Source organism: Bradyrhizobium sp. 2TAF24, assembly GCF_052115025.1.
In the GTDB taxonomy this organism is placed as follows: Bacteria; Pseudomonadota; Alphaproteobacteria; order Rhizobiales; family Xanthobacteraceae; genus Bradyrhizobium_A.
This window is the reverse complement of record NZ_JBFRFW010000011.1, coordinates 40,607-53,375: the sequence shown is the minus strand read 5'-3', so window position 1 is coordinate 53,375 and position 12,769 is coordinate 40,607. Positions and strand designations below refer to the sequence as shown.

Genomic DNA, 12,769 nt, shown 5'->3' with positions numbered 1-12,769 from the left:
TAGTCCTCGATTGGAATCCGTGGAATTGCGCGGGGAGACCGCGAACAAAGGCGGGGAACTGCGGCGCGAGGCCGAAGTGTCGGGTTGGTGAATGGAAACGAGACGAACCGGGTGAGCGGCTCACTCCCTGTCGCAGAAGGTGCGGCGCGGTCCGAGGAGCAGCGCCGCGCCGAGCCGCTCCAGCACGCTCGCGAGGGCGAGCGCGGCACGCAGCGGCTGGGGCGGGAAGCGACAGGCGATGGCGGTGCGCAAGGTCAGGCTGGCGAGCTGCAGCATGAGACGCGCGCTCCATCGGCTGAAGCTTCCCGGCGCCATTGTCATGAGCCGGACATCGCGAGCTGGACGATGCGCACCAGCACGAGGCCGCCGGCGATGACGAGATAGCCGCGCAGCACGATCATCCAGATCCGGCTGAGCGGGCTGAGCCGGGCCGGCGGCAGTTCCTCGAGCGGCGGCATGCGCCAGGTCGTGGGATCGGGCTGGCGTGCCGTCACTGCGAAGCGGGGCTTGTGGACGCTGGCGCCGTAGAGCTTGGTCAGTGCGGTGACGGCGAAGGCCAGCACGCTGCCGCCGATCAGGATGCCGAGGATCCAGCGCTCGTCCATCTCGGGGAACAGCACCGAGGCGGTGAGGATGATCGACAGCATGACGAGGCCCGCGACCACGGCGCCGGTGAACAGGTTCAGCACCTTGGAGTTCACCCACGGCCCGAGCACCGCCCTGTCGTTGCACAGCAGCAGCAGGAACACGGTTGCGCTCGGCAGCAGCACGCCGGCAAGGGTCTGCACCGCATTGGTCAGCAGGCCAAGCGGCGTTCCCGGCGTCAGCACCAGCACGGCCGCGATGGCGATCAGGCCGAAATAGACGCCGTAGAATCCCTTGGCGTCCTTCGGCTTGCGGTGCAGCGAGTGCTTCAGCGAGAACACGTCGCCGATCGCGTAGGCGGTCGACAGCGAGACCGCGGCGGCGCCGATGATGCTGGCATCGAGCAGCGCCAGCGCGAACAGGACCGCCGGCAGGCGGCCGGCATAGGCCTCCAGCCCCTTCGCGGTGCCGAGCGCGTCGGTGTAGTTGCCGAATTCGGGCCGTCCCGCGAACGTCGCGGCGCAGAAGCTCATCATCGCCACCGCGCCGAGGATGACCAGCACGATGCCCAGAGACAGGTCCCAGCGCTCGTAGCGGATGAAGCGCGGCGTGATGCGCTTGTCGACGATGTAGCTCTGCTGGAAGAACAGCTGCCAGGGCGCCACCGTGGTGCCGACGATGGCGATGATCAGCAGCATCACCTCGCTGAGCTTGCTGTCGGTCGGCATTTTCGGCACGAAGAAATCGTGGGCGATCTGTTCGACCGGCGGATGCACCATCAGTGCGATCGGCACCAGCAGCAGGCTGCCGAACACCAGGACGATGGCGAAGCGTTCGAAGCGGCGGAAGTTGCCGGTGGATACCGCGAACATCACGATCAGCGCCGACGCCGGCACGCCCCAGGCCTGCGGCAGGCCGAGATAGCTGAGCGCGAGGCTGACGCCGATGAACTCGGTCACCAGTGTCAGCGCGTTGAGCAGGAACAGGTCGATGACGCTGAACGCGCCCCAGAACTTGCCGAAGCGCTCGAAGATCAGCCGGGCGTGGCCGACGCCGGTGACCGCGCCGAGCCGCACCACCATCTCCTGGTTGACGTAGAGCACCGGGATCAGCATCAGCAGCGTCCAGAGCAGCGTGGTGCCGTAGTTCTGGCCGGCCTGGGTGTAGGTGCCGAACGCGCCGGCGTCGTTGTCGCCGACCATCACGATCAGGCCGGGACCGATGATCGCCATGAGGGTCTTGCAGCGGGCCCACAGGCCGGTGCGCGGGCCATGGTCGCCCTGCCGGATGGAGCCGAGCGCGCCGTGGATGTCGCCGACATGGGCGTCGTCCAGCACCGCGGTGCGCGCCAGCTGCAGGTTTGCGTCTTGGATGATGGTGGTCATGATCTCAGTCCGATACGTGTGGACCGCGGGCGCGTGGCGGCCGCGGTCGGAAAGGGGATGACGTTGTCGCGCGCGGGCGCGGCCGCGCGCGGCCGGCCCGGGGCGGGCTTTGCAGGGGGCGTTGGTGTCGCGATCAGCGCGATGCCGAAGCCGGCGAGATGCCGGACGAGGCCGGTGCTCTCGCGGATGACGGCAATGGCGCTGGTGAGAACGGGCGCGAGCGCGCCCTCGATCGGGTCCGTGGGCGCAGCGATGCGCAGCGGCTGCCGCCTGGTGTTGTCGATGCCGGTCATGGCGATCTCCCGTGTTCGCCCGTGCCGCATCGTCGGCACCAAGGCGAGCGGGAGCATCAGGCGTGGAGGTCGTTTCGACTCCGGCCGCCCTGGCTCATGTCACCTTGGCCGGATCGCGTCACGGCCATCTGCTGAAGGGTGAATTGTCCCGAAGGGATTCCCGCCGCGGCGCCGGATCGGCGGGCGGCGGGACATCTAGGTCCCTCGTCCATGCGGATCTCCTGCGTCTAGACCGCGGCGCGCCGCGGCGGATGATGGGGGGCGGGCGGCGTGGCCGCGGTGGACCGTCCGTCGTGGGGCGTGCCGGTGTGTTCGGCCTCCCAGCGGCAGACGAGACGTTCGCCGTCGATCAGGATCCAATGACAGACCAGCGCCGGTTTTGGAATCCGGCGCCGGCCGGCCGGGTGGCGAAAACCCGGCTGGTTGTCATTGGAAGCGGGGGTCTGGTGGGACCAGATGGCCGCGGCCGCGCACGCAAGGCGAGGTCCGAACGGCCGGAATTGTGCGAGTTTTTCGAACATCGCTCACCTCCACATCCGCATCGTGCGGCAGGTCGGTGAGTCAGGCGGTCAGCGTGTGTGACCGACGAAGCTCACGCGGCCGAGGCCGTCGCGATTGGTTTTGTCGTCCTGTAGCAGTACGAAGCGGCATAAGACCGGATCGCTACTGCCCGAGTTGCTACTGCCCAAGGTCGTACAGAGTCCTTCGTTGGGTGCTTGATCGGGATCTCGCGGCCCACCGGAAACAGCGGGAAGAAAGAGCCCGTCCGGAACATCAAATCCCGGAACAATCCGCCAGTACGCCCGGGCCCAAAGCCTGTCAAGCCGTTTTATTCATCCTGGGGGGAGGATGGTTCATATCCTCTGGGGAGCATGCATGCTATCCTGCCGGCAGGATAGGAGAAGCAATGCCCCACAACCACCATCCCGCCATCGTCAAGCGGCTCAAGCGCGCCGACGGTCATCTGCAGACCATCATCCGGATGATCGAGGAAGGTCGGCCGTGCCTGCAAATTGCCCAGCAGTTGCAGGCGGTCGAAGGCGCGATCGAGAATGCCAAGAAGGCGCTGATTCACGAGCACATCACGCAATGCCTGGAGCAGCCGCTGAAAACGGCGGGCCCGGCGGCGCGCGCCACGCTCAAGGAGTTCAAGCTGGTCGCGAAATATCTCTAGGCCGGTCCGTGCCGCCCGCGCACGCCCGGTCGCGACCGTTTGTCGCGGCGCAGATGCGAGGCGTTCGCATGCGGAACGAAGTGAACGACGGCTCCTTCGCGAGCTGTCCCGTGGCGGTGGTCGGCGTCCCGCTCGAACGGGGGGCTGCTCACCGCTCCCGCTGGCTCGGGCAAGATGCTCGACCTTTGCATTCATCGCCTCGCGCCGTCGGGGCGATGACAGCGAAGCGCGCCGCAGCGCCCGGCGGCAAATCGATTGCATAAATCGGGCAGTGGCCGCGGCTGCGACATCGCGCCGGCGGTACAACTGCGGACATCGCACCGACCCCCGGCCCGTGAGGCCCGTCGTGGCTCGACCGTGCGCCACCGCGATGCTTGAATGGTTCTGATCGGCGTTCCGTCGCCGCCATTCATCTCATGTCACGGCAATGTCCATGGTCCATCATCATCTCCGCGCCAGCCCCGAGACCTGCCACTGGGGCTTCTTCGACGCCACGCTCAAGCCTGTGCTCACGGTGAAGAGCGGCGACGAGGTCACGGTCGACACCCTCAGCGGTGGTCCGGAGGTGCTGCCGGACAGCAGTCGCTTCAGCATCCCGCCGGAGCTGCTGCAGATCCACGCCCGCAACGAGCGGATGCTGCCGGGGCATATCCTCACCGGGCCGATCGCGGTGGACGGCGCCGAGGTCGGCGATGTGCTGGAGGTCGAGATCCTCGACATCCGGCTGCGCCAGGACTGGGGCTGGAACCTGATCAGGCCGCTTGGCGGTACGCTGCCCGATGATTTCCATGCGACGCGGCTGCTCAACATCCCGCTCGACGCCGCGCGCATGGTCGGGCGGCTGCCCTGGGGTCTCGACCTGTCCCTGGCGCCGTTCTTCGGGGTGATGGGCGTCGCGCCGCCGCCGAACTGGGGCCGCATTACGTCGCTGGTGCCGCGCGCCATGGGCGGCAACCTCGACAACAAGGAGCTGGTCGCCGGCGCGAAACTCTACCTGCCGGTGTTCGTGCCGGGCGCGCTGTTCTCGTGCGGGGACGGCCATGGCGTGCAGGGCGACGGCGAGGTCTGCATCACCGCCATCGAGACGGCGCTGCAGGGCCGCTTCGCCTTCACCCTGCGCAAGGACCTCAGCTTCACCTATCCGCGCGCCGAGACGCCGACCCACTACATCACCATGGCGATGGACCCGGACCTCGACCAGTGCGTGGTGCGGGCGCTGCGCGACATGATCGTGCTGCTCGGCGAGGTGCGCGGGCTGTCGCGCGAGGACGCCTACACGCTGTGCAGCCTCGCCGCCGACCTGCGGGTGACCCAGACGGTCAACGGCTCCAAGGGCATCCACTGCATGATCGCCAAGGCGATCGCGCTGGGGTGAGCGTGTCGCGTTCAGCCCTCGGGCGCTGCCGCCCCGAACCGGCGCAGCGCCGTCGGCGCATGGGCGAGCGAGCCGCCCGCGCGCACCGCGGCTGATGGTCCATGGGAGCTCCTTTTTTGGAGGGGGCCCAGAGAGGCGCTGCATGCCCGGACCGGTGCGCGGCAGCTGCAATTTTTTTTGAGGTCCTCGCGAACCGGTCGCGGCTCTGGCCGCCTCTGTTGGCCGATACCAACAGAAAGGACGGACCATGATCTATGTGAAGAACCGGCTGGGAGCGCTGGTCGTGCGCGGCGATGGGACTGGGGTTGATGGCCTATGCCCTGATGGCGGCGTGGGGCGGGGTGCTCGGCTGGGCGACTATCTGGCGCGTTGAGCCGCCGCGGGAACTCGTGGCGGGAACTTGTGGGCGCCGGTCGCGAGAACGTGATTGCGGCCGGTGGGAACCGAAGCCGCGCGACATATCCTTTCACAAATGTTGCGGCTTTGTCACAGTCGGCGGCTCCCGAAAAACAGGCCGGGAACGCGGAACCGGTGGACGCGTTATCGCTGCAGTCACGTTCGCAAACGGGGATTCGTCATGAAAAAGCTTGCTCTCGCAGCCCTCGGCGCGGTGGCATTCGCCTCCTCCGCCGTTGCGGCTGATCTGCCGGCGCGGGTCTACACCAAGGCGCCGCCCCCCTATGTCCCGCCCCAGATCTACAACTGGACCGGCTTCTACATCGGCGGCCATCTCGGTGGCGCGTTCGATGGCAACTCGGCGTTCGGCAACAGCAACGGCCGTTTCCTCGGCGGTGTGCAGGCCGGCGCCGACTATCAGTTCGCCACCAACTGGGTGATCGGCATCGAGGGCCAGTACTCCTGGACCGACCGCAGCACTTCGTCGGCGGCGTTCGTGCCGGGCGGCTTCACCGTTTCCGATCGCGCGAGCAACTTGGGCTCGGTGACCGGACGTCTCGGCTATGCCTGGGGCCCGGCGCTGCTGTACGCCAAGGGCGGTGTCGCCTTCCGCGATGGCAATGGCGTCTGGGACACCGACACCGTGCTCGGCACCGCGCGTCCCTTCGCCGTGAGCAGGAATACGGTCGGCTACACSGTCGGCRCYGGCCTCGARTACMTGTTCRCSCMGAACTGGTCGGSCAAGGTCGAGTACCAGTACTACAACTTCGGCAAGACCAATGTGACCGACGTGCTGTCCGGCACCACGGTCGGCTATACGCGTGACACCCATACGGTGAAGGCGGGCGTCAACTATCGCTTCAACTGGGGCGGCTGATCACGCATCGCATCGCCAACGGAAAAGCCCGGCAGTGCCGGGCTTTTTTGTTGCGTGCTCGCACAATCGGCGAGGCTTCAAGGGCGCTTGGGAATTTCGAGGCCGCGCTGCACGGCGGGCCGCGCCAGGGCACGCTCGAGCCAGGCCGGCACCCGCTTGAGGCTCTTGAAGTCCACGAGCTCGCCGGCGCCGTAGAAGCCGATGAGGTTGCGCACCCAGCCGAGCATGGCGATGTCGGCCACCGTGTAGTCGTCGCCCATGATCCAGGTGCGGCCTTCGAGGCGCGTTTCGATCACGCCGAGCAGGCGTTTGGATTCGGTGACATAGCGCTCCAGCGGGCGCTTGTCGGCGATGTCCTTGCCGGCGAACTTATGGAAGAAGCCGACCTGCCCGAACATCGGGCCGATGCCGGCCATCTGGAAGAACACCCATTGCAGCACCTCGTAGCGCTGCGCCGGATCGGCCGTCAGCAGCTTGCCGGTCTTTTCGCCGAGATAGATCAGGATGGCGCCGGACTCGAACAGGCCCAGCGGCTTGCCGCCGGGGCCGTTGGGATCGATGATCGCGGGAATCTTGCCGTTCGGGTTCAGCGACAGGAATTCCGGCGTCCAGGTCTCGTTCTTGCCGATGTCGATGGTGTGCGGCTCGTAAGGCAGCCCGATCTCCTCCAGCATGATCGAGACCTTGACCCCGTTCGGGGTCGGCAGCGAATAGAGCTGCAGTCGGTCCGGATGCTGCGCCGGCCAGCGCCTGGTGATCGGGAAGGCGGAAAGATCAGACATGTCGAACTCCACGGCGGGCGATTGTGAGGGATCGAGGAAGGGTGACTATCCCGCACATGACTAGTTTTTCGGACATGCTATACTTCGCGCAAGGATTGGGGAGGTCATCATGGCAGTAGTCAGTTTCGGCGTAACATTGCGACAACGCGGGTATTAGTGCGTTGTTGAGTTGCAATCAAAACCGTAGAAAACGGAAGCGCTCTCGGTGATTTGGATCATCATTGGCATAGGTTTTTTACTGATAGAGGTATTAATTTTGCACGATGCGGCACGCGAAGAAGGGCATGACAAAGAAAGTGCCACGCACAATCCTGGCAACGTCTCAATTATTCTCGGTACGCCAGAAAATGAAGAAGCCCGAGTGGAAAGGCATCGCGCCGCAGAACGAGACCATTGGTCTCATGAGCGATGTCATAATCTGCGAGTAGCAATATTTAGTGGCGTCGCGGCAGCAGCCGCGATCCTTGCCGCAGTTATCGCGGCGTGTGCTTTCGTCCAGACCAAACGGCAGGCCGACGAAGCTGCGAAGCAAACTAGAATTTCTGAGCAACAAAATTTGCCGATTATTTTCGTCGAGTTCGACGAGGTGAATGCGAAAGACTGGCTTTCCGGAAAGGGCACGATGATCGCCAAATACCATGTGAACAATTACGGCCGTGCCCCTGCTGTCGTGCGACGTATTGAATGCCTTTTTGCTGTCGTTCCTGCAAGGACCTATCCGGACTTCGCGATGGGCAGCTACGCTCCCCATGAAATTTTGAATGGCAAGCCTTTGATTATCGCAGCTGAAAGCAAAAGCGACCCCATTGACTGCGGAGGTTTTGGCTGGCCAGTTGGTCCAGTTGGTTCTGAGATTCCGCGTATCCCGTGGGGAGCAACCGAGGACGCTGTCAAGGAGCGTATGCGTCAAGTAGTACAAGAACAGTTGTGGCTCCTTGGATCGGCAACATACGAAGATTTGTCGCACGTCACCTACCGAACCACCTTCTGTCTGAAAGTCAGGCCTGTCTCGACCACCCACGAGGATGGCGGCCCCAATTGCAACGTGGTGGGCAAATCGCAGAGCAGTACCAACTAGCGGCTCGTTGCGAAAAGGTGATCGATAGTCCAGATCGGCACTGCTAAAATTAGTCAGGTAGGCAGAAGCGTGGATCATACTGGCGCGCGACGAATACCCAAGCGTAGCTAGTCTGTGTCGCGTCCTAGCGAGGCAATCGGCCCCTCGTGGACAATTCGGGGAGGAGTTCGTATCTCAGGGAGATGGGAAGCGTCATGAATCACCGCAATCTCGGCCGCAGCGGCCTCAAGGTCTCGCCTTTGTGTCTTGGCACCATGATGTTCGGCGACGCCACCGACGAGGTCACGTCCGCCACCATCATCGCCAAGGCGAAGGACGCCGGCGTCAATTTCATCGACACGGCCGATGCCTATTCGCAGGGCAAGTCGGAGAGCATCGTCGGCCGGGCTATCGGCAAGCAGCGCCACGACTGGGTGCTGGCGACCAAGGCGGCGAACCCGATCGGCGAGGGCGTCAACCGCCGCGGACTGTCGCGCAAATGGCTGCTGCAGGCGGCGGAGGAGAGCCTCACGCGGCTCGGCACCGACTATCTCGACATCTATTACCTGCACAAGGAAGACCACGGCACGCCGCTCGAGGAGACGGTGCGGGCGATGGGCGACCTGATCCGCCAGGGCAAGGTGCGCTATTTCGGGGTGTCGAACTATCGCGCCTGGCGCATCGCGGAGATCTGCAACATCTGCGATCGGCTCGGCATCGATCGGCCGGTGGTGAGCCAGCCCTACTACAACGCCATGAACCGGATGCCGGAGGTCGAGCAGTTGCCCGCCTGCCGTTTCTACGGCCTCGGCGTCGTGCCTTATAGTCCTCTGGCGCGCGGCGTGCTGACCGGCAAATACGCGCCCGGCGAACGACCGGAGCAGGGCACGCGCGCCGGCCGCAACGACAGCCGGATCATGCAGACCGAATGGCGGCCGGAGTCATTGCAGTTGGCGCAGACGCTGCGTGCTCACGCCGAGGCGCGCGGCATCACTGCCGGCCAGTTCGCGGTCGCCTGGGTGCTCAACAACCGCCTGATCGATGCGGTGATCGCCGGGCCGCGCACCGAGGCGCAGTGGGATGACTATGTCAAAGCGCTCGATCACCGCTTCAGCGCCGAGGACGAGGCGCTGGTCGACAGCCTCGTGGTCAGTGGCCATCCCTCGACGCCGGGCTACAACGATCCGGCCTATCCGATCGAGGGCCGCCGGCCGCGCACCACGCCGCTCGACGGCTGATCGCACGCGGTCGCCATTCAGGATCGGACGACCGCCGCGGGCCGCCATGCGGCCTGCGGCCCTTGCCAGCGCCGCATTTCCCGTCTATGGGCATGGTCACCATCACGAGTTGAGCTGACGCTCAACGCCAACCTGCTCCCGAGCAAGGTGGCGGTCCCCGGTCACGGGGAGATGCGGCCGATCCGGCAACCAAACGGGCCCTCGCCACATCATCGCGTCTGCTTCGCCCGGTCGATGGACAGACCAGGAAAGGCGGCGTGCATGAGCGAACCCCAGCAATTTGCCAGCGACAATTATTCCGGCATCTGTCCCGCTGCATGGCAGGCGATGGCCGAGGCCAACAGCGGACACGCGCCGGCCTACGGCGAGGACGCCTGGACCGAGCGGGCGGCGGATGCCTTTCGCACGCTGTTCGAGACGCCGTGCGAGGTGTTCTTCGCCTTCAACGGCACGGCCGCGAATTCGCTGGCGCTGGCGGCGTTGTGCCAGTCCTACCACAGCGTGATCTGTTCCGACGCAGCCCATGTCGAAACCGACGAGTGCGGCGCGCCGGAGTTCTTCTCCAACGGCTCCAAGCTGCTGGTCGCGCCCGCCGTCGGCGGCAAGCTGACGCCGCAGGCGATCCGCGCGCTCGCCACCAACCGCCGCGACATTCACTTTCCCAAGCCGCGCGTCGTGACCATTACCCAACCCACGGAAACGGGACAGGTCTACAGCCTCGACGAGGTGCGGGCGATCGCTGCGGTGTGCCGCGAGCTCGGCCTGCACCTGCACATGGACGGCGCGCGCTTCGCGCACGCCTGTGCTCATCTCGGCTGCAGTCCGGCGGACCTGACCTGGCGCGCCGGCGTCGATGTGCTGTGCTTCGGCGGCACCAAGAACGGCATGGCCGCCGGTGAAGCCATCCTGTTCTTCGATCCCAGGCTCGCCGAGGATTTCGATTATCGCTGCAAGCAGGCCGGGCAGCTCGCCTCCAAGATGCGCTTTCTGGCGGCACCGTGGGTCGGCATGCTGGGCAATGGCACCTGGCTTGCCAACGCCGCGCACGGCAATGCCTGCGCGCAGCGCCTCGCCCGCGGGATTGCCGGCACGCCTGGGCTGGAGATCATGTTTCCGGTCGAGGCCAATGCGGTGTTCGTGCGCCTCGCCGAGCCTGCGCTTGCGGCGCTGCGTCGCAGGGGCTGGCGCTTCTACACCTTCATCGGTGGTGGCGCGCGGTTCATGTTCGCATGGGATGCGGATCCGCTGCGCGCCGATGAGCTTGCGGCCGACCTGCGGGCCGTCGCCGGGGAGGCCGCGGCGATGCCGCTGCCGGCCTGAAGGCCGGCGCGGAAAAATACAGTGGCTAAAGCCGCTGCACGGCCTTACCACAGCGCTGGGATCAACGATGTGAACTGATCATGAGACTGCTGATCGTCGAGGATAATGTCGAGCTGGCGCGGCTGCTGGCGAAGGGGCTGACCGGAGCGGGCTTTGCGGTCGACGTGCTCAACAGCGCGGCGGAAGCCCGCGCGGCGCTGACGACGACCCACTTCGCGGCGCTGGTGCTCGATCTCGGGCTGCCTGATGGCGACGGCCTCGCCATCCTCAGGGAGATCCGCCATCGCAAGGACCCGCTGCCGGTGCTGGTGCTGACCGCGCGCGACGGCCTGCAGGATCGCGTCACCGGCCTGCGCAGCGGTGCCGACGACTATCTGGTCAAGCCGTTCGCGCTGGAGGAACTGGTGGCGCGGCTGGAGGCGATCCTGCGCCGGCCGGGCCAGTTGCTCGGCAGCTCGCTGCATCTCGGCAATCTCGTCTACGACACGGAGAGCCGGCAGGTCTTCATCGACAGCAAGCCGTTCGTGTTCTACGCGCGCGAGACCTCGGTGCTGGAAATCCTGCTGCGCCGCCAGGGCCGGGTGGTGCCGAAGAAGACGGTGGAGGACCACATTTTCGGGCTCGCCGGCGAAGTGGCCTCGAACGCGGTCGAGGTCTATGTCTCGCGGCTGCGCAAGCAGCTCGCCGAAAATGGCGCGAAACTGCAGATCCACACCATTCGCGGCGTCGGCTACCTGTTGTCCGAGGACAAGTAGCGTGTTCCGCTTTCCGTCGATCGCCTCGCGCGTCGTGCTGCTGCATGTGGTCGCGGTGATGCTGACGGCGGTGGTGATGCCGCTGGTGCTGTTCTGGCTGCTGAATTCCGAAATCACCAACCTGCATCGCGCCGCGATGCGCGATCAGGCGGAGGCGATCGCGCGCAAGATCACGGCGGGGCCCGACGGCAAGCTCGTGCTCGATCTGCCGCAGGCGCTGCGCGACCTCTATTCGGAGGCCTATGGCCGTTATTTCTACGACGTGATCGAGCCCTCGGGCGAACTGCTGTTTTCGTCGCGCAAAAGCGGGACGCTGCTGTTTCCCGTGCCGTCCGTCAGCCAGCGCGTCAGCTACCAGGAGGCGCGGCGCAACGGCAGCGTGGTGTCCGGCGCAAGCGTGCTGCGCAGGATCGGCAGCCACTCGGTCTGGATCCAGGTCGCCGAGGATCTGTCCCATCGCGACGTGATCACCGACGACATCGTGGCGAACTTCTTCCGCCATGTCGGCTGGATCACGCTGCCGATCCTGCTGCTGCTGCTGGCGATCGACATCGTCATCTTCCGCCGGGCCATGCGTCCATTGCTCGACGCGTCCGAGGACGCCAAGCAGATCGGTCCTGCGCGGACCGATGTCCGCCTCTCGGCTGAGCGGATTCCCAGCGAGATCCTGCCGCTGGTCGCAGCCGTCAACCAGGCGCTCGATCGCCTCGCGGCCGGCTTCCGGGCGCAGCGCGAGTTCACCGCCGACGCCGCGCACGAGCTGCGCACGCCATTGGCCATCCTGCGCACCCGGATCGACACCATTGCCGATCGCAGCGTGGCGGCCGATCTGCACCGCGATATCGACGGCATGGGGCGGATCGTCGGGCAGTTGCTCGACATCGCCGAGCTGAACACACTGGTGGTCGATCCGGCGGAGACCGCGGACCTGTCCGCGGTCTGCGCCGAGGTGGTGGAGTTCATCGCGCCGCTGGCGGTCACCCGGCACAAGAGCATCGGCCTGAAGGGCGCTGCCGAGCCGCGGCCGGTGCATGGCAACGCCGAGATGCTGCGGCGGGCGATCCGCAATCTGGTGGAGAATGCGGTGCATCATACTCCGGCCGGGACCTCGGTCGAGGTGGTGGTGGAGGCGGACGGCGCCGTCAGCGTGCTCGACGAGGGGCCCGGAATTCCGGCGGAGCAGCGCGATCTGATCTTCGAGCGCTTCTGGCGCAGCGACCGGCGCCGCCCGGGCGGCGCCGGTCTTGGCCTGTCGATCGTTCGGCGCGTCGTCGAGCAGTATGGCGGCACGGTCACGGTTGGCGATGGCCCGGCCGGCGGTGCGCGGTTCACGGTGCGGCTGCGTACCGCCCGTGCGGCCCACTGAATTCCATGTGAATGCGACGGATGTGGAGTGCGGTGCGCTATAATTGTTGCGCATCGCGAAACCGTGCGCGCACTGTCATAAATTCCATCGCCAATCAGGTCGGCCCCGGGCGCACCATGTGCCGAAGCCACATCAGCCGGCTGCAGGAGCGCCATGAACGGGACGG

At 65.8% G+C, this 12,769-nt stretch carries 13 protein-coding genes and 1 riboswitch; of the genes, 8 read left to right on the top strand and 5 right to left on the bottom strand.

Going from position 1 to position 12,769, the window contains the following annotated elements; all coding sequences use genetic code 11:
• Window positions 1–120 precede the first annotated feature (120 nt).
• The 4 genes from AB4Z37_RS17830 to AB4Z37_RS17815 form a co-directional block, all read right to left on the bottom strand.
• Window positions 121–276, bottom strand: a complete 156-nt coding sequence (locus tag AB4Z37_RS17830; RefSeq protein WP_441518078.1) for a hypothetical protein — start codon at window positions 274–276, stop codon at window positions 121–123.
• A 41-nt stretch (window positions 277–317) separates the two neighbouring features.
• Window positions 318–1,970 carry an Nramp family divalent metal transporter gene (locus AB4Z37_RS17825; RefSeq protein ID WP_441518077.1) on the bottom strand — a complete coding sequence of 551 codons (1,653 nt, stop codon included), beginning with the start codon at window positions 1,968–1,970 and terminating at the stop codon, window positions 318–320.
• Window positions 1,967–2,263 (bottom strand): hypothetical protein, encoded by a 297-nt coding sequence (locus AB4Z37_RS17820; protein WP_441518076.1) that lies wholly within the window; start codon window positions 2,261–2,263, stop codon window positions 1,967–1,969. The genes AB4Z37_RS17825 and AB4Z37_RS17820 overlap by 4 nt, the downstream gene beginning before the upstream one ends.
• A 227-nt stretch (window positions 2,264–2,490) precedes the next feature.
• Window positions 2,491–2,784 carry a hypothetical protein gene (locus AB4Z37_RS17815; protein WP_441518075.1) on the bottom strand — a complete coding sequence of 98 codons (294 nt, stop codon included), beginning with the start codon at window positions 2,782–2,784 and terminating at the stop codon, window positions 2,491–2,493.
• 386 nt (window positions 2,785–3,170) lie between these two features.
• Between AB4Z37_RS17815 and AB4Z37_RS17810 the strand changes: the two genes are divergently transcribed.
• From AB4Z37_RS17810 to AB4Z37_RS17800, 3 genes are all read left to right on the top strand, one after another.
• On the top strand, window positions 3,171–3,437 hold the full coding sequence (locus AB4Z37_RS17810; RefSeq protein ID WP_441518074.1) for a metal-sensing transcriptional repressor: 267 nt from the start codon (window positions 3,171–3,173) through the stop codon (window positions 3,435–3,437).
• A gap of 433 nt (window positions 3,438–3,870) precedes the next feature.
• Window positions 3,871–4,812, top strand: coding sequence for an acetamidase/formamidase family protein (locus AB4Z37_RS17805; protein WP_441518073.1), 942 nt, complete (start codon window positions 3,871–3,873; stop codon window positions 4,810–4,812).
• 577 nt (window positions 4,813–5,389) lie between these two features.
• Entirely contained in the window at window positions 5,390–6,085 is a 696-nt protein-coding gene (locus AB4Z37_RS17800; RefSeq protein WP_441518072.1) for an outer membrane protein, read from the top strand.
• A 77-nt stretch (window positions 6,086–6,162) separates the two neighbouring features.
• On the opposite strand, the gene AB4Z37_RS17795 is transcribed toward AB4Z37_RS17800, so the two are convergent.
• Window positions 6,163–6,867 carry a glutathione S-transferase N-terminal domain-containing protein gene (locus AB4Z37_RS17795; protein ID WP_441518071.1) on the bottom strand — a complete coding sequence of 235 codons (705 nt, stop codon included), beginning with the start codon at window positions 6,865–6,867 and terminating at the stop codon, window positions 6,163–6,165.
• Between the two features lie 205 nt (window positions 6,868–7,072).
• Here AB4Z37_RS17795 and AB4Z37_RS17790 point away from each other — a divergent pair, with 205 nt between their 5' ends.
• From AB4Z37_RS17790 to AB4Z37_RS17770, 5 genes are all read left to right on the top strand, one after another.
• Window positions 7,073–7,945, top strand: coding sequence for a hypothetical protein (locus AB4Z37_RS17790; RefSeq protein ID WP_441518070.1), 873 nt, complete (start codon window positions 7,073–7,075; stop codon window positions 7,943–7,945).
• Window positions 7,946–8,139: 194 nt separating this feature from the next.
• Window positions 8,140–9,162 (top strand): aldo/keto reductase, encoded by a 1,023-nt coding sequence (locus AB4Z37_RS17785; RefSeq protein ID WP_441518069.1) that lies wholly within the window; start codon window positions 8,140–8,142, stop codon window positions 9,160–9,162.
• 94 nt (window positions 9,163–9,256) lie between these two features.
• Window positions 9,257–9,365: riboswitch (SAM-I-IV-variant riboswitch) on the top strand.
• A 58-nt stretch (window positions 9,366–9,423) separates the two neighbouring features.
• On the top strand, window positions 9,424–10,482 hold the full coding sequence (locus AB4Z37_RS17780) for a threonine aldolase family protein (RefSeq protein WP_441518068.1): 1,059 nt from the start codon (window positions 9,424–9,426) through the stop codon (window positions 10,480–10,482).
• 80 nt (window positions 10,483–10,562) lie between these two features.
• Window positions 10,563–11,237 (top strand): response regulator, encoded by a 675-nt coding sequence (locus tag AB4Z37_RS17775; RefSeq protein WP_441518067.1) that lies wholly within the window; start codon window positions 10,563–10,565, stop codon window positions 11,235–11,237.
• Between the two features lie 58 nt (window positions 11,238–11,295).
• Window positions 11,296–12,603 carry an ATP-binding protein gene (locus AB4Z37_RS17770; RefSeq protein WP_441518242.1) on the top strand — a complete coding sequence of 436 codons (1,308 nt, stop codon included), beginning with the start codon at window positions 11,296–11,298 and terminating at the stop codon, window positions 12,601–12,603.
• Window positions 12,604–12,769 lie beyond the last annotated feature (166 nt).

Coding starts and splice junctions, on each gene's coding strand:
- AB4Z37_RS17785 (WP_441518069.1), top strand. CDS start 8,140: ATGAATCACCGCAATCTCGGCCGCAGCGGCCTCAAGGTCTCGCCTTTG.
- AB4Z37_RS17830 (WP_441518078.1), bottom strand. CDS start 276: ATGCTGCAGCTCGCCAGCCTGACCTTGCGCACCGCCATCGCCTGTCGC.
- AB4Z37_RS17805 (WP_441518073.1), top strand. CDS start 3,871: ATGGTCCATCATCATCTCCGCGCCAGCCCCGAGACCTGCCACTGGGGC.
- AB4Z37_RS17810 (WP_441518074.1), top strand. CDS start 3,171: ATGCCCCACAACCACCATCCCGCCATCGTCAAGCGGCTCAAGCGCGCC.
- AB4Z37_RS17780 (WP_441518068.1), top strand. CDS start 9,424: ATGAGCGAACCCCAGCAATTTGCCAGCGACAATTATTCCGGCATCTGT.
- AB4Z37_RS17770 (WP_441518242.1), top strand. CDS start 11,296: ATGCTGACGGCGGTGGTGATGCCGCTGGTGCTGTTCTGGCTGCTGAAT.
- AB4Z37_RS17775 (WP_441518067.1), top strand. CDS start 10,563: ATGAGACTGCTGATCGTCGAGGATAATGTCGAGCTGGCGCGGCTGCTG.
- AB4Z37_RS17820 (WP_441518076.1), bottom strand. CDS start 2,263: ATGACCGGCATCGACAACACCAGGCGGCAGCCGCTGCGCATCGCTGCG.
- AB4Z37_RS17795 (WP_441518071.1), bottom strand. CDS start 6,867: ATGTCTGATCTTTCCGCCTTCCCGATCACCAGGCGCTGGCCGGCGCAG.
- AB4Z37_RS17825 (WP_441518077.1), bottom strand. CDS start 1,970: ATGACCACCATCATCCAAGACGCAAACCTGCAGCTGGCGCGCACCGCG.
- AB4Z37_RS17815 (WP_441518075.1), bottom strand. CDS start 2,784: ATGTTCGAAAAACTCGCACAATTCCGGCCGTTCGGACCTCGCCTTGCG.